The sequence below is a fragment of the Paenibacillus rhizovicinus genome (assembly GCF_010365285.1).
Lineage (GTDB): Bacteria > Bacillota > Bacilli > Paenibacillales > Paenibacillaceae > Paenibacillus_Z > Paenibacillus_Z rhizovicinus.
The window spans coordinates 431,230-446,556 of the sequence record NZ_CP048286.1 but is presented as its reverse complement, the minus strand read 5'-3'; the positions used below and the strand labels follow the sequence as shown (position 1 = coordinate 446,556).

The window sequence follows — 15,327 nt, the reverse complement described above, 5'->3', positions numbered from 1 at the left end:
GAATAGATGATGTTCCTTTCATTAATGGATTCGCTTCTCATTATGCGCAGGTTTCGCTATAAAGATGCCGTCGTCCGAACTCGATACGTCATTGATCAGGGTCCGGATATCTTGAATTTCCCCGCAAAGCTCTTAGACCCGCGATACAAATGAAAGATATAAGCAATAAAGCAGCTGCATACGCCGTCGAATACAGCCAAGGCGAAACATAGAGAGAGAGATGCCCCGTACGATAAAGCGCGTATTGTCCGATAAGAATGCACGTAAATCCCATCATGAGATAGCTGCGCTTATTGGTCCAGTATATGGCGTTGACAAGAATGAAAGCGACACAAAAGGCCACGATGACGGTCAGCATGACGTCATCCCGCAGCGGATTCCGATAGAGTCCAAGCTGGAAACGCCGCCAACCGGATAAGAGGAACAGGAAGAATACCGAATCCGCGACGCAAAAGGAATACATCAAGAACGTGATGTACGGAATGAGCGTTTTGCCATGGCGGACGCTGCGGATCCATGTCCGGCACATCCAAAAAAACGCAAGCAGGGTAATCACCGTATAGCTCGATGACCACCAATGATGCGTGTAGATCTGGAGATGGACGAACAGAAGATCGACTCCTCCGAGGGTGAAAGCTCCCGCAAATATCCATTTCCAGCGCAGTTGATAATAAGCGATCAGTAGGGCGAGGGCGGGGACCGTCATGAAATTCGACACCGTCGAACCGATCATGCTGTCCAAATACTTGTCTCGCACGATGCCCGGGCTGTATTCGTAAGCCTGAAACACGACAAGATTAAAGACTTCGAAGATATAGATCATTCCGGCAAAGGACAAGTGAATGACAAGCACATAGAACCTGCGTTCCCGGATCAGGATGCCGGTCAGAATGAAGAGCGAAGCCGCGGCAAGCAGCAAATAAGGCATATAGTTCGGCATGACTCACCTCGATAGTTATTCTTCCTCTAGCTATTCTCAATCCGAGCACAAACCAAACGCGAAGAAGCCGCGATTCTCGCGGCTTCTTGCGGCGAATGGCTTTGTTTGTACAGAGTCCCGATGTTGCGGCAGGCTTCATTAGGGTACATCCAGGGTATATTTTATTAAAATCCGGATGAATGCGAGCGTGATTGTAATGGATTATACATGGATTTCGGTAAAGCTCATCACGGGTTTCTTCGGCTTATGGCTGATGACGAAGCTGCTCGGGAAGAAGGAGATTTCCCATTTGACCCCGTTCGACTTCGTCTCTTCGCTCATGCTAAGCGAGTTGGTCGGCAATACGATTTACGATCGCGATGCGCATTTCTCGCTGCTCATCTACGCGCTCGTGCTTTGGATGGCGCTGTCGATCGCCTTGGAGAAGGCGGTTCAGCTTATGCCGTGGTTATCGGTTCCGCTGAGCGGCAGGCCAGATATCATCATCCGTTACGGCGAGATCGACGTTAGGGCGATGAAGCGGAATCGGCTGGACATGCATCAGATCGGCATGCTGTTGAGGGAGCAGGGCGTCTTCACCGTGCGTGAGGTCGCGTTCGCGATATTCGAACCGAACGGCAACCTGAGCGTGATGAAGAAGCGGGACGAAGAGCCTCGGGCGCAAACGGGACCGCGAGCGAAGGAACCGGAGACCGGACTTCCGCGCATTCTTATCGAGCAGGGCATGCTCCAGCGCGGCGAGCTCCGGGAGATCGGCCGCAGCGAGGAATGGCTGCTTTCGCTGCTCGCGGAGCAAGGCGTCAAGCGCATCCAGGACGTGTATTATGCCGAATGGTCGGAGGACAACGGCCTGCATATGCAGCTGAGAGAGGCTTCGGCCAAAGGCAGCCGTTGGCGTTAAACAAGGCATTCTAGAAAGTTTATTATCATGGATAATTAAGGAAGGAATTGGACTGCGAGGTGCGAATATATGACTTGAATTATAAATCTCGAATGACAAGGAGAATTAGGATTCATGAAACTCACCGAGCAGCAAATCCAATTTTTCAACGTGTTTGGGTTTCTTAAACTTCCAGGTCTGTTGCAAGACGAAATCGAGCCTCATCACGCAAGAATTCGAAAAAGTGCTTCAAGCCTACGAACGCATTTTCGGCGTGCATGACGGCAGCAAAAGAACGATGGTTCCATGCATGGATTCCAGCTACTATCCGTCCAGCCTCCTAGACGATCCTAAGATTAGCGAGGTCGCTGCTTCGCTGCTGGGGGATGATTTCAATTATTGGGGCAGCGACGGAAATTATTACACCGGCGATACGGGGTGGTGCATCTAGTAATGTCATGGGCGAACTGAATACATCGTTGCGCTTCTATGAGGCGGAGGAACGGATACCTGCAGCTTACCTGCCAAGTTACTCCCGGATGCGCTGTAGAAGTGTACGTTCTTGAAATGTGTAAGCGCTTACCGGTGTGTAAACAAGCAGTTTCGGCTTTACCTCTTCAATGCGAGAAGGAGGTGGTGCAGAGAACCCGTATTCGGCTTCGATTTACCGCAACGAGACGTTTGCGAAGCAGAGAACCCATGTAGAGGAGATGCATCGATGTTCAATAGAAAGGTGAAGAAGGTCGTTTATTCCGTCATGGCGTTAACGCTCATGGCCGGCGGTTTGCTTGCAACCGAGAGGAAAACAGACGCGGCACCGATTCCCGAAACGGTAACGTACAGCGCGTTATCCTCCTTCGGAGCATCGCAAGGCATTGGCAACTGGTTCAATATGAAGAAAACGGGGACGGTGTACTCGTATCTCGGTACATATGACGCGACGACTCCCGCCAAATGGAAGGAAGCTTCCGGTTATCCCTACGTGAGGGATTCCTTCTTCCATCCGGAGACGACCAATGACGCCGTGAAGAAGTGGGTTGCTCCGCAGGCAGGGAATGTGACGATTACGGGCAATGTGCTCAAGGTGAACGCCAGCAGCAACGGGGTCATCGCGAAGATTTTCAAGAACACGACGCAGCTTTGGAGCGCGACGGTTACGTCGGCAGCCGACGCGACGCCGAGCGGCGTATCGAATATTCATGTCGAAGCGGGGGACGCGCTTTATTTTGTCATTAACGCCAATGGCGATATGAACTTCGACGAGACCAATTGGTCTCCCGTCGTAACGATGACGACCGCGATCAAGATCGAAGCGGAAAGCTACGATTCGATGTCCGGGGTAAGCGCTGCAGCAACTACGGATACGGGCGGCGGGCAGCAGGTGGGCAGCTTCGATACGAACGATTACCTGGTCTACAACAATGTCAACTTGAGCGGCGGCTACAAGACGCTGGAAGCGCGCGTTGCGGATACCGCGACCGGCGGGAAATTCGAGGTGCGGCTGGATAGCTTGACCGGACCGGTCATCAGCACCTTCACGGTTGCGAACACGGACGGCTGGAACAATTTCGAAACGCAGTCATGGCCGATCACGGGCTCCGCCACGGGTACGCATAATCTGTATGTCAAAGGCGTTGTCGGCGCGGGGATTGCCAATATCAATTGGTTCCGGTTGACGAACAACAACACGCGGGGCGCGACCGTGCCATTCACGACGTATGAAGCGGAGAGCGGCACGCTCGGCGGCGGAGCGACGACGAACAACGATGCGACCGTCAAGAAAGAAGCGTCCTCCGGCAAAAGCTACGTGCACCTCGATGCAACGAACGAGTCCGTGCAGTGGACGAACGTCCGCGACGCGAATCGCATGATTGTTCGCTACAGCATCCCGCAGAATTCGAGCGGCACGCTGGCGCTCTACGTGAACGGCGTGAAGCGCCAGGATCTCTCTCTGACCTCCACGTTCAACTATGATACCGCGCCGGGCAATTCGTATGTCCGCAGCTTCGACGATAAGGACTTTGCGATCGACATCAACGCCGGCGATACGATCATGCTGAAGAAGGACTCCGGAAACAGTCTGGCCTGGTACGGCATCGACCTCATCGATCTGGAAACGGCAGCAGCGCCGATCGCGTTGCCCGCGAACGCCATTTCGGTCAAATCGTCGCCGTACAACGCGGTCGGCAACGGCGTCGCGGACGATACGGCAGCGATTCAAAGCGCGGTTAATGCTGCGGCATCCCTAGGGAAGAACGTCTATTTCCCGCCGGGAACGTATAATCAAAGCGACAAAATCACCGTTCCGTCAGGCGTAAGCGTATATGGAGCAGGAATTTGGTACTCGCATCTGCACAGCACCGTGACCAATAACGTTTGGGGCGGCGAAGTCGGCTTTACATTGAACAACAATACGACGATCTCCGATCTGCGCATCAGCAGCGTGGATACCCAGAGGGATTCGCATTACGGCATCGCGATCCTTTCGAACGCCGGAACAGGCTCGAACAATGTTCTGCAGAATCTATGGGCAGAGCATATGGGATGCTTGGAAGGGTGGACCGATTGGAAGAACTCGACCATTCAGAACGTAAGGCTGTACAACACGTATTTCGACGGCATCCATTGGGGCGACGACGGAAATTCCGGCAACGTAGCCCAAAACAACTTCATGCGGGGGCTTGGCGACGATGGCGTCGCGCAGGTCAATCTCATGAACTTCGCGAACGTCGCTCAGAATAACGTGGCGCAGTTCAACACGATCATCGCCAGCTATTGGGGGCGGGGCATGTCCGATGTGGGCGGCAACTCGTTGACGTACCGGGATAACTACATCGACAGCACCTATCTTGCGGGCATGATTATTACGACGGAGCCGGTCGAGCCGACGAAGCCCTCTTATACGATCAGCGGCCTCAAGTTCCAGCGCAACACGATCAATAAAGCGGGTCACACGGGCCATAACCATGCTTCCATTCAGTTCTGGCTTGACGTCAATCCGATGCAGAACGTTCGCGTCGAGCTCAATACGATTACGAACGGCGAGACGGAAGGCATTCACATCGACAATACCTCTTACGGGGACAGCGGCGGACGAACGCAGTTTAATTTCAACGTGGCTTCCGGCAATGCGCTGTCGAATTATACGAATGCGAACAGCTTGGTGGTGCCGGTCTTGAATGGCAATACAGGGTTTTAAGCTTATCATGGATCGGTAATCCAATCTTCGCGCCAAGCAGAGGGAGCTTCATTGCCCTCTGCTTTTTTATTCTTGTGGCAGGCGCCGCCTATAAGCTTCTTCCCAATAAAGTGCCTACTTGCTTAGCCATATCCTTGGCCGGATAAGGCATGCCATTCTTGATCCACCACTCGATCACGCCTACATAGGCGGTGCCCGAGTATTGCAGCATGACATCGTCGTTTAAATCCGAATTTCTTCCGGAATCCCTGTCGATCTCGCCTTTGAAGCCTTCCATGAACGAAGCGAGAAGCCGGACTCTGAACGATGACGGCGCTTCTTTGCTCGTTAACATGGTGGAATAAAACAAATAATTGCGCTCGAAGAATTCGAAGTAAGGAACGAGCGCATCCTTCCAATCCAGCTCGCAAGCCCATTCGTTCATCGCTCCCAGCTCGTGCAAATGGGCTTCGATGAGTTTATCCAATAAATCGAATTTGTCCTGGTAATGGAGATATATGGTTCCGCGATTTACGTTTGCGCGGTCGGCCAGATCCTGAATGGTGATATCGTCGAAATTTTTCTCCGTCATCAGTTCGAGCATCGCTTTTTTCAACGCTTCCTGCGTTTTAAGAATTCTCCGGTCCACTTTAGCCATCGTTTACCCACCAAACTTTCTAAGATACGCGACATATTTCGCTTATGTGTTGAGTAATGAACAGATCCCGCTGCATTAACCATTGCGGTTACGCGGCTCCTAATATAATAATAGACATGTGTTCATTAATCAATTCGATTTGATTACGCGAACCGAATGCGATAAGGACAAGGAGAGTGGCTTCATGTGTACCACACGCGTATTAAGCGTTTCCGCTGCCAAAGCGGCATTCGAGAAAACGACCATCGAAAGGCGCCGATTACGGCCGGACGATGTTGCGATCGATATTAAGTTCAGCGGCATTTGCCATTCCGATATTCATAGCGCGCACGGAGACTGGGCCGGAGGGATCTTCCCCATGGTGCCCGGTCATGAAATCACCGGGATTGTCACCGCGGTCGGGGATCAGGTTACGAAATTCGCCGTCGGCGATCGGGTCGGCGTAGGCTGTTACGTGGATTCATGAGGAGCGTGCGAATACTGCCTTCGCGGTGAAGAGCAGCATTGTGCGAAAGGTTTCGTCGCTACCTATAACTCGCTGGATTATGAAGGTCAACCCACCTATGGCGGTTATAGCCAAGCCATCGTCGTCACGGAAAGGTTCGTCGTGCACATTCCGGATGGCATGGCGCTGGAGGCGGCCAGTCCGCTATTGTGCGCTGGCATCACCACTTACTCGCCGTTGAAGCGCTGGCATGCATGTCCGGGGAAAAGAGTGGCGATACTCGGGATGGGCGGTCTTGGCCATGTGGCGATCCAGTTCGCGCATGCCATGGGAGCGGAAGTGACCGTCCTAAGCCGGGCGAGCGATAAAGAAACCGAAGCCTTGCGCTTCGGGGCCGATCACTACTATTCCACCCTGGATCCTGAAACGTTTCGCACGCTTGCCGGCCGTTTCGATCTGATTCTGAATACGGTGTCCGCCGCGATCGACGTGGATCAATATTTATCGCTGCTGCGCGTTGACGGCACGCTTGTGAACGTAGGTGCGCCGGCGGAACCAAGCCACTATCAAGTTTTCTCCCTGATCATGAGCCGCCGCAGCATTGCAGGTTCCTTGGTGGGCGGGCTGCCCGAGACGCAGGAGATGCTTGATTTTGCAGCCGAGCACGGCATTGCGCCGCAAATCGAAATCATCCGTGCCGATCAAGTAGACGAAGCGTATGGACGAATCTTGCGCAGTGAGGTACGCTACCGCTGCGTGATCGACATTTCCACGTTGTAGGGCGAAAGACCGTTCATTTTCACGAATTTATTATGTTCATGGAGGTAGTTGAATAATGGAAATCAGAAGAATTGGATCACAGCCATCAGGCAAAGGACCTTTTGATTACTTTACCGGTACGGTTCGCATCGATCCTTTGATTGAAGCAGCTGATCCGGCGCGCGTCGCTGCAGCGGCTGTTACGTTCGAGCCCGGGGCGCGAACAGCATGGCATACGCACCCGCTGGGACAAACGCTGATCGTAACCGCGGGACACGGACGGGTCCAACGGGAAGGCGGCCGAATCGAGGAAATCAATCCCGGCGACGTCGTTTGGTTCCCGCCAGGCGAGAAACATTGGCACGGGGCATCGCCGACCACGGCTATGACCCATATCGCCATTCAAGAACGCTTGGATGGCAAGGCCGTTGAATGGCTGGAGAAAGTGAGCGACGATCAATACTTGTCACGGGATTGATTAGAAATTTACGAAATAGACAACGAAAAGATGAAATAGACGAAAGTCAAGCTGCCGGTTTATACGGCAGCTTAAGAGTGTCGAGAAAGTCCAGCGGACTTTTCGGCACTTCTGTATTTATTCGGCGACTCTGGTACAGTACATGCCCCGGATTTGCCGGTTTTCCGGTAATGTAGTGTACCGGGTACAGTACATGCTCCGGTTTCACTGCTTTTCTGGTATTGTAGTGTATTGGGTGCAGCCGCAGGCTGCCCAGGCCTTAAAGGAGGGCTTCGACGGGTGAATCGCTCTCCGAAGCCCTAATGTTAAACCAGAATTAAATAAGAGAAACCCGCCGTTTTGAAAAAACGTGGGTTTCTCTGCAATCTGAAGCTGCCGGTTAATACGGGCGGCTTTTTTGATTTGCCGGGCTTCTACGGGATGTCTCAGGATGGAAGCCGGACAAGCGCTTGGAAAATAATGATGAATTTCATGTCGGATTCGTTAGGATTGCGTAGGTTCCCGTTATAGTTGTCTACAACATATGGGAACCAACATGACCCGTCCATCCGAGAGACGCAAAGTAACGGGGAAAGGGGATTGCGATGATCGAATTTCAGCAAGTCGAAAAGCATTTTGGCGATTTTCATGTACTGAAAGGCATCGAGCTGCGGATCGCGCAGGGCGAAGTCGTCGTCGTGGTCGGCCCGTCCGGATCGGGGAAGAGCACGCTCCTCCGCTGCATAAACCGGCTAGAGACGATCACGAGCGGCGGACTGTCCGTAAACGGAGTCGACGTCACCGATAAGCAAGCCGATATCAACAAGCTGCGGCGGGAAATCGGCATGGTGTTCCAGCACTTCAATCTCTATCCCCATATGAAAGTGATCGATAATATTACGCTGGCACCGATGAAGGCACTCGGCGTCCCGAAGCCGCAAGCGGCGGAGACGGCCAGAATGTACCTGGAGAAAGTCGGCATCGGGGACAAAGCGGAAGCGTTCCCCTCGCAGCTGTCGGGCGGTCAGCAGCAGCGGGTGGCTATCGCCAGAGCGCTGGCCATGAAGCCGAAGATCATGCTCTTCGACGAACCGACCTCCGCGCTCGACCCGGAAATGGTCGGCGAGGTGCTGGACGTCATGAAGACCTTGGCGCATGAAGGGATGACGATGGTCGTCGTCACGCACGAGATGGGATTCGCGCGGGAAGTGGCGGACCGCGTCGTTTTCATGGATAAAGGACAGATTGTCGAAGTCGCTCCGCCGGAGGAATTCTTCGAGCAGCCGCGGGAAGAAAGGGCACGACTGTTTCTCAATCGCGTGCTGCGCCATTAACGGCTTGCACGCGTGCGCAATTCCAATATGGAGAGGAGTTTGAAATCATGAAGAGAAGAAGCTGGATGACGGTCGGCATCATCATGGCGCTGCTTGCCACGGCCGCACTGGCCGGATGCGGGAGCACGGAGGAAACGAAGTCGGCGCTTGGCGACATACAGAGCCGGGGGAAGCTCGTCGTCGGCGTCAAGTACGATACCAAGCTGTTCGGCCTGAAGGATCCGGCGAGCGGCAGCGTCGAAGGCTTCGACGTCGACATCGCCAAAGCGCTCGCCAAGGACATTCTCGGCGACGAGACCAAGCTCGAGCTTAAGGAGGTCACGTCCAAGACGCGCATTCCGATGCTCAATAATAACGACATCGATATGATCGTCGCCACGATGACGATTACGGACGAGCGCAAGAAGGAAGTCGATTTCTCCGACGTGTACTTCAAGGCGGGGCAGTCTCTCCTCGTGAAGAAAGGGAGCGCGATCAAGAGCATCGACGACATCAAGAAAGGCACGAAAGTGCTGGCCGTCAAAGGCTCGACCTCTGTCGACAATATCAAAGCGAAAGTGCCGGATGCGTCCATCCTGGAGTTCGACAACTATCAGGACGCGTTTAGCGCGCTTAAAGCCGGCCAGGGCGACACGCTGACGACCGACAACGCGATTCTGTACGGCATGGCCGTTCAGGATCCGGGCTACGAGGTTGTCGGCGAACCGTTCACCGACGAGCCATACGGCATCGCGATCAAGAAAGGCGAAACCGATCTGCTGAACAGCGTCAACGAAGGATTGAAGAAGCTGCACGACAATGGCGAGTACGACAAGATTTACGAGAAATGGATCGGCCAATCTCCATCCGGGGATTAGACGCCGGCGTTGCGACAAGTAGGATGGGCGGCCAAGTGCCGCCCATCTTCTGCATATCGGGAACAGCGGGAGGGGATAGCATGCCGGATCTATCGATTTTTACGGATCATTTCGGAATCTACATGAAAGGGTTTGGCAACACGATCTGGGCAAGCGTCATTGCCTTGCTCGGCAGCTTCGCGCTCGGGACGATCATCGCCGTATTCCGCATTTCGTCCGTCAGGCCGCTGCGGTGGCTCGGGACGGCTTACGTCGAGTTCATTCGGAACATACCGCTGCTGCTGGTCGTTTTCGTGTTTTACTTGGGCTTGCCTTCGCTTGGAGTGACGTTAAGCGGATTCGTATGCGGCACGGTCGGGCTAATGGTATATACCGCATCCTTCGTCGCCGAGGCCATTCGGGCGGGCATCATGAGCGTCCCGTCCGGTCAAACCGAGGCGGCCAGGGCGTCGGGATTGTCGTACATGCAGACGATGCGGCATGTCGTGCTGCCGCAAGCGATCCGCATCGTCATTCCGCCGCTCAGCAACCAATTCATCAACCTCGTGAAGAATTCGTCGATTCTCGGCGTGTTTGCCGGATTCGACCTGATGTATTCCGGCGATCAGGTGGCCGGCAAGACGTACGCGACCTTCGACACGTATATCTTCGTCGCGGCGCTGTACCTCGTTCTGACCTTGCCGTTAAGCTTCGCGGCGCTGCGGCTGGAACGAAAATTGGCCAAGAACGGCTACTAACGTATAGGAGGATCGGAGGATGGACATTGCAGGCGCTTTCTCATACCATAATCTCATCTTCATCCTGAAAGGCTTCGGCATCACGCTTTGGGTTGCCTTCGTCGCAATCGTGCTGAGCTTCGCGCTGGGCAGCATCACGGGTACGCTGCGCTATATGAGAATTCCGGTCTTATCCCGCATCCTCGGGGGGCTCGTCGAGCTGATCCGCAATTTGCCGCTGCTGCTGATCTTGTTCTTCACTTATTTCGCGATGCCGGACGTCGGCGTCAAGCTGGGGGTCATGAGCTCGGCCATTATCGGTCTGGCGGTCTTCGAAGCCGCGATGATTTCGGAAATCGTGCGCAGCGGACTGACTTCCATCCCGAGAGGCCAGATCGAAGCTGCCCGTTCGTCCGGATTGACCGCCGCGCAGACCGTGTGGCATATCGTGCTTCCGCAGGGACTGAGGCGCATGGTGCCGCCGATCGTGAGCCAGTTCATCTCCCTGCTCAAGGACACGTCGCTTGCCATCGTCATCTCGCTTCCGGAGCTGATGCACAATGCGAAGATCGTCATCGCGCAAAATTTCAACTATACCCTCCCGATTCTCGCGCTCGTGGCCGTCTTGTATTTCGCGGTCAACTACGCGCTGTCGCTTGCGGCCAAACGCCTCGAAAATAAATGGGTCTAAGCAACGGCGGACATTAGAATACCGACGGGAGTCCTTCCTATAGCCATTCAAAAGTGGTCGAAATCCGAAAGCATGCAAATGACCGTCGTTGCCATCGTCGTCGCCGTTGCCGGGGAGTTCAAGATCAACCCGTTCATCGGCGAGGTCTTTCGCATCGGACTTGGCAGCAGCGCCTTTCTGTTCCTGCTGCTGTTGATGAGCCATTTGCCCTATTGGCGGACGGGAATCGCCGCCGGAGCGACGGTGCTGCTGTTCCGGATATCGTTCGACGGAGCCGCATCGGCGGGGACGTTCGAACTTCTAGGCAGCGTGAAGACGCATTTCTCCGCCATGCTTTATTACGTCGTCTTCGGGGCGGGGATGGCCCTCATTCAACGCAGACTGCATCAATTGAATCCGCTTATTCTCGGCGCTTGCGTGTCGTTGATCGACGTCGTGTCCAACGAAGCCGAGCTGCTGATGCGCAGCGCCGCTTTCGGACTGCCGTATTTTCAGGCCGGTCAATGGCTGCTGATTTCGGTCATCGCCGTGGTGCGCAGCTATTTTACGACCGGCATATACAGCAGCATCGCGGTGCACCAGATGCGAAGCGTTCACGCCGAACAGCAGAAACGGATGGAACAAATGATCAATGTCGGCAGCGGGCTCTACGGCGAGGTCTTCTATTTGCGCAAGTCGATGGATATGATCGAACAGATCACCGCGAAGAGTCACGACCTGTACGGCCGGCTGAACGAAGAAGGGTTGAGCGACTACGGCCGCACCGTCCTCGGGATCACGCAGCAGATTCACGAGGTGAAGAAGGATTCGCAGCGCATCCTGGCAGGACTGATGAAGCTGGTCGATCTGGAGCGCGCTCCGGAAATGACGTTGACGGAGATCGTCGAGCTCGTGAGGAAGTCCAACGGCGAATACAGCCGGATGCTGCGGAAAGAGGTTCGAATCGAGACGGACGTCGGCGTCGATTATCTGACCGTGAATTATATTCCGCTGATCACCGTGCTCAATAACTTGGCGGCCAACTCGGTCGAAGCGATCGAACGGCAGGGAACGATTCGTATCCGCGTACGAGAACGAGAGGGAGAAACCTTGTTTATCGTCAGCGATACGGGTCCGGGGATTGCCGAGCAGGACATAGACATGGTGTTCGAGCCCGGATTTACGACCAAATTCAATCAGGAAGGCGTCGCGGCGACCGGCATCGGCCTCTCGCATGTTCGCGATATCGTCGGCTCGTTCGCCGGAAGATTGCTCTTGGCGGAACCGGGGAGGAATGCCGAGACGACGTTCGCCGCGGCCTTTCCGACCGCGAAGCTGATGAAGGGAGTGTAGGCGCTATGCTGTCGTTTTGTATTGTCGACGATGACGCGGTAAGCAGGCGGATGCTGCAGACGATTATCGAGCAAGGCGGCGTCGGCGAGGTTGTCGGGACGGCGGCGGGAGGCGTTGAAGGGAAAAAGCTCGTACTGGACGAGAACCCCGATGTCGTGCTCATCGATTTGTTGATGCCGGATCAGGACGGAATCGAGACGATCGCTCGTTTGAAGCAAGAAGGGTACGAGGGCAAGTATGTCATGATCTCCCAAATCGAGAACAAAGCGATGATCAGCAAAGCGTATCAAGCGGGCATCGAGTTTTATATCCAGAAGCCGATTAACCGCGTGGAAGTCCAAGCCGTGCTTGGCAAAGTAAGCGAACAGTGGAGAATGGTCCGTTATCTGAAGGAGATCAAACAGTCGATCGCGAAGCTGGACGACCTGAATCCGGAGCCTGCTGGCGCGCTGAAGAAGCCTGGCGCCAAGGCGATCATGCGGGTGATCTTGATGGACATGGGCATTATCGGGGAGAGCGGAAGCCACGATATCATCGAAATGATCGATCAGCTGATCGGGCGCCGGGAGAGAGGGAGCTTCCCGTCGCTGAAGGCGATGTACGAAGCCGGTGCCCGGGCGAGCAAGCCGGACGGCTGCGATATCGAGAAGGAAGGAAAGGCGGTCGAGCAGCGCGTTCGCCGGACCGTCATCGCCGCTTTATCCAACTTGGCGAGCATCGGACTTACGGACTACGGCCATCCGAAGTTCGAACATTACGCGCCGCTGTATTTCGACTTCGAGGACGTGCGTCTTAAGATGCGGGAAATCGACGAGAAATGCCCCCAGGAGAAACGCAAAGTCAATATCAAGAAGTTTCTGCAGGTGCTTTACCTGGAGACGCTGGATAAAATGAAAAATCAGTAACCGTTCGCTCCCTAGAAGGATAGCGGGATTTCACTGTGGAATGTATGACACAGGGTTATCCGGATGGAGGAGAGTCGATGAAGAAGCTGCGCTGGGGTATTATGGGATGCGCTCAAATTGCCACGAAGGCATTTATCCCTGCCGTCCGTGCTTCGGACATGCATGAGATTGTCGCCGTTGCAAGCCGCGAAGAAACAAGAGCCCGGGCGTTCGCGGATGCATACGGCATCCAAGTTGCCTATGGCAGCTATATGGAGCTGCTTGCCGATTCGACCGTCGACGCGGTCTACATTCCACTGCCTAATCATTTGCACCTGGAATGGACGATTCATGCCGCTCGCGCAGGCAAGCATGTGCTTGTCGAGAAGCCGATGTCGATGTCGGAACAGGATGCGGCGCAGATGGCCGAGGCATGCGAGCGCTTCGGCGTTCACTTTCAAGAGAACATGATGTACCGCTGCCATCCTCGTTACGACCGGATCAAGGAGATTATCGCTTCCGGCGAGATTGGCAAGGTTCGAGCCGTTCACGGCGTGTTCACGTCGGACCGCTCCGCCATGGAGCACGATATCCGATTCCGCCAAGAGATGGGCGGCGGCGGCATGTACGATATCGGCTGCTACTTGCTCAGCGCGGCCCGCTATGTGCTGGATTCGGAACCCGTGGCCGCAACGATGCAAGCGTTGTTCTCGCAAGAGCATGGCGGCGTCGATATGATGGCTTCGGGTCTCGTTGAATTTCCGAATGATGCAGCGTTGACGTTTCAATGCGGATTATGGGCGGACTTCGCCAATACGCTGGAAATCCGGGGCACGCAGGGCACGATCCGGCTTCCGTCGGCATTCTCGCTTCGCGCCGATCTGAGCCCCGACATCCAGGTCGCCGTGCGCGGCGAGATGCGGACGGAGCCGTTCGAACGCGGCAATCAGCAGTTATCGTTGATCAACAGGTTCGGGGAGGCGGTGCTTCACGGTAAGCCGGAGCCGATCAGCCCTTGGGACGGCGTGCGCACGATGCGCGTCATCGAGGCATGCCTTGCTTCCGCGCGCGAGAAGAGACGCGTCGCAATCGAGCCTCTTGCAGGACGAGATCATCGTTAAGCTATCGGGGAATGAGAGTTCGGCAATCGGCGGAGAAGCGCGGTTGTAACGCAACGTTTATGTCTTGTAAATTGTCGCTGCCAAGCGTACTATTTAGCTAGAATCCAACAGAACGGGCAGGGAAACGCAATGGCGATACATGATAATATTCTGATCAAGATCCGGGACATGAAAGACAGTCTGACGCCTGTCGAGATATTGGTGGCCGATTACATTCTGGCAAACACCGAGGAAATTCCCCACCTTTCCATTAAAAACTTGGCCTTGCTAAGCAAGACGAGCGACGCTTCGGTGCTCCGCTTCTGCAAAACCATGGGGTACAGCGGCTACCGCGGCTTCATCGTCAGCATTTCGGCATCGCTGGGCAAAATGGAAGAGGACCAGAAGGACCAGTATACCGATATTCAACCGGGTGATGATCTTCCCGTCATTATCGCCAATATTTCCCGCAATAACATCAAATCGATCGAAGATACGATTAGCGTCATCAACTGGAACGAGATCGCCCGAGCGGTAAAAGTGCTCCGGGAAAGCACCCGAATTGTTTTTTTCGGAATCGGCGCCTCCGGACTGGTATGCATGGATGCAGAACAGAAATTCTCGCGCATCAACAAAATGTGCCATGCTTACACGGACGGGCATAGCCAACTGACGGCCTCCACGCTGCTCGATAAGGGCGACGTGGCGTTCTTCGTGTCGAACTCCGGCGATACAGCGGAAATCCTGGACGCGCTCGAAATCGCCCGCAGAAACGGAGCCACGACGATCGCCTTGACGAAATATAACAAAAGCGAACTGGCGGATAAATCGCAAATCGTGCTCAACATCTCTACTCCAGAGATTACGATGCGAAGCGGGGCTATGGGCTCGCGGATCGCCATGCTCACCATCATCGATGTCTTGTTCGCCGGCGTGGCCAGCGCCGAATATCAGAAGGTCCAAAAGTATTTGTCAAAAACGCATAGCATCTTGGCAGGGAAGCGCCGGAAATAGGTGCTTTTCCGGATGAGACGCCGCCATTGAGCGGCGTTTTTTTTATTGGAATAAAAAACACAATATTATATTTTATTTTGAA

14 protein-coding genes and 1 pseudogene are annotated in these 15,327 nt (G+C 54.5%); 13 read left to right on the top strand and 2 right to left on the bottom strand.

Going from position 1 to position 15,327, the window contains the following annotated elements; translation table 11 throughout:
- Positions 1–88 precede the first annotated feature (88 nt).
- Entirely contained in the window at positions 89–940 is an 852-nt protein-coding gene (locus GZH47_RS02015) for a hypothetical protein (RefSeq protein ID WP_162638302.1), read from the bottom strand.
- Positions 941–1,136: 196 nt separating this feature from the next.
- Here GZH47_RS02015 and GZH47_RS02010 point away from each other — a divergent pair, with 196 nt between their 5' ends.
- The 3 genes from GZH47_RS02010 (at position 1,137) to GZH47_RS34485 (ending at position 5,019) form a co-directional block, all read left to right on the top strand.
- A complete protein-coding gene (locus GZH47_RS02010; protein WP_162638301.1) occupies positions 1,137–1,841 on the top strand; it encodes a YetF domain-containing protein in 705 nt (234 codons plus the stop codon).
- A gap of 223 nt (positions 1,842–2,064) precedes the next feature.
- Positions 2,065–2,271, top strand: a complete 207-nt coding sequence (locus GZH47_RS02005) for a hypothetical protein (protein WP_162638300.1) — start codon at positions 2,065–2,067, stop codon at positions 2,269–2,271.
- Between the two features lie 267 nt (positions 2,272–2,538).
- The gene (locus GZH47_RS34485) at positions 2,539–5,019 is read left to right on the top strand and encodes a carbohydrate-binding protein (RefSeq protein WP_162638299.1); all 2,481 of its coding nucleotides are present in this window, start codon (positions 2,539–2,541) and stop codon (positions 5,017–5,019) included.
- Between the two features lie 88 nt (positions 5,020–5,107).
- Here GZH47_RS34485 and GZH47_RS01995 read toward each other — a convergent pair whose 3' ends face one another.
- Positions 5,108–5,656: a TetR/AcrR family transcriptional regulator gene (locus GZH47_RS01995; RefSeq protein ID WP_162638298.1), complete on the bottom strand. Its 549-nt coding sequence runs from the start codon at positions 5,654–5,656 to the stop codon at positions 5,108–5,110.
- A 184-nt stretch (positions 5,657–5,840) separates the two neighbouring features.
- Between GZH47_RS01995 and GZH47_RS01990 the strand changes: the two are divergent.
- The 10 genes and pseudogenes from GZH47_RS01990 (at position 5,841) to GZH47_RS01945 (ending at position 15,245) form a co-directional block, all read left to right on the top strand.
- Positions 5,841–6,881: pseudogene (locus tag GZH47_RS01990) on the top strand (NAD(P)-dependent alcohol dehydrogenase).
- A 55-nt stretch (positions 6,882–6,936) separates the two neighbouring features.
- A complete protein-coding gene (locus GZH47_RS01985) occupies positions 6,937–7,338 on the top strand; it encodes a (R)-mandelonitrile lyase (RefSeq protein WP_162638297.1) in 402 nt (133 codons plus the stop codon).
- Positions 7,339–7,922: 584 nt separating this feature from the next.
- Entirely contained in the window at positions 7,923–8,651 is a 729-nt protein-coding gene (locus tag GZH47_RS01980) for an amino acid ABC transporter ATP-binding protein (RefSeq protein ID WP_162638296.1), read from the top strand.
- 44 nt (positions 8,652–8,695) lie between these two features.
- Positions 8,696–9,508 (top strand): transporter substrate-binding domain-containing protein, encoded by an 813-nt coding sequence (locus GZH47_RS01975; RefSeq protein WP_404823798.1) that lies wholly within the window; start codon positions 8,696–8,698, stop codon positions 9,506–9,508.
- A gap of 80 nt (positions 9,509–9,588) precedes the next feature.
- Positions 9,589–10,245: an amino acid ABC transporter permease gene (locus tag GZH47_RS01970; RefSeq protein ID WP_162638294.1), complete on the top strand. Its 657-nt coding sequence runs from the start codon at positions 9,589–9,591 to the stop codon at positions 10,243–10,245.
- A gap of 19 nt (positions 10,246–10,264) precedes the next feature.
- The gene (locus GZH47_RS01965; protein WP_162638293.1) at positions 10,265–10,915 is read left to right on the top strand and encodes an amino acid ABC transporter permease; all 651 of its coding nucleotides are present in this window, start codon (positions 10,265–10,267) and stop codon (positions 10,913–10,915) included.
- Between the two features lie 78 nt (positions 10,916–10,993).
- Positions 10,994–12,247, top strand: a complete 1,254-nt coding sequence (locus GZH47_RS01960; protein ID WP_225446326.1) for an ATP-binding protein — start codon at positions 10,994–10,996, stop codon at positions 12,245–12,247.
- Between the two features lie 5 nt (positions 12,248–12,252).
- Positions 12,253–13,152 (top strand): response regulator, encoded by a 900-nt coding sequence (locus tag GZH47_RS01955; RefSeq protein WP_162638291.1) that lies wholly within the window; start codon positions 12,253–12,255, stop codon positions 13,150–13,152.
- A gap of 77 nt (positions 13,153–13,229) precedes the next feature.
- On the top strand, positions 13,230–14,252 hold the full coding sequence (locus GZH47_RS01950; protein ID WP_225446325.1) for a Gfo/Idh/MocA family protein: 1,023 nt from the start codon (positions 13,230–13,232) through the stop codon (positions 14,250–14,252).
- Positions 14,253–14,381: 129 nt separating this feature from the next.
- Entirely contained in the window at positions 14,382–15,245 is an 864-nt protein-coding gene (locus GZH47_RS01945) for a MurR/RpiR family transcriptional regulator (protein ID WP_162638290.1), read from the top strand.
- Positions 15,246–15,327 lie beyond the last annotated feature (82 nt).

Excerpts from the sequence above, each read along its gene's own strand:
- GZH47_RS01985 (WP_162638297.1), top strand. The coding sequence starts at position 6,937 with ATGGAAATCAGAAGAATTGGATCACAGCCATCAGGCAAAGGACCTTTT.
- GZH47_RS01980 (WP_162638296.1), top strand. The coding sequence starts at position 7,923 with ATGATCGAATTTCAGCAAGTCGAAAAGCATTTTGGCGATTTTCATGTA.
- GZH47_RS01965 (WP_162638293.1), top strand. The coding sequence starts at position 10,265 with ATGGACATTGCAGGCGCTTTCTCATACCATAATCTCATCTTCATCCTG.
- GZH47_RS01960 (WP_225446326.1), top strand. The coding sequence starts at position 10,994 with ATGACCGTCGTTGCCATCGTCGTCGCCGTTGCCGGGGAGTTCAAGATC.
- GZH47_RS02015 (WP_162638302.1), bottom strand. The coding sequence starts at position 940 with ATGCCGAACTATATGCCTTATTTGCTGCTTGCCGCGGCTTCGCTCTTC.
- GZH47_RS01955 (WP_162638291.1), top strand. The coding sequence starts at position 12,253 with ATGCTGTCGTTTTGTATTGTCGACGATGACGCGGTAAGCAGGCGGATG.
- GZH47_RS01945 (WP_162638290.1), top strand. The coding sequence starts at position 14,382 with ATGGCGATACATGATAATATTCTGATCAAGATCCGGGACATGAAAGAC.
- GZH47_RS34485 (WP_162638299.1), top strand. The coding sequence starts at position 2,539 with ATGTTCAATAGAAAGGTGAAGAAGGTCGTTTATTCCGTCATGGCGTTA.
- GZH47_RS01995 (WP_162638298.1), bottom strand. The coding sequence starts at position 5,656 with ATGGCTAAAGTGGACCGGAGAATTCTTAAAACGCAGGAAGCGTTGAAA.
- GZH47_RS01970 (WP_162638294.1), top strand. The coding sequence starts at position 9,589 with ATGCCGGATCTATCGATTTTTACGGATCATTTCGGAATCTACATGAAA.
- GZH47_RS02010 (WP_162638301.1), top strand. The coding sequence starts at position 1,137 with ATGGATTATACATGGATTTCGGTAAAGCTCATCACGGGTTTCTTCGGC.
- GZH47_RS01950 (WP_225446325.1), top strand. The coding sequence starts at position 13,230 with ATGAAGAAGCTGCGCTGGGGTATTATGGGATGCGCTCAAATTGCCACG.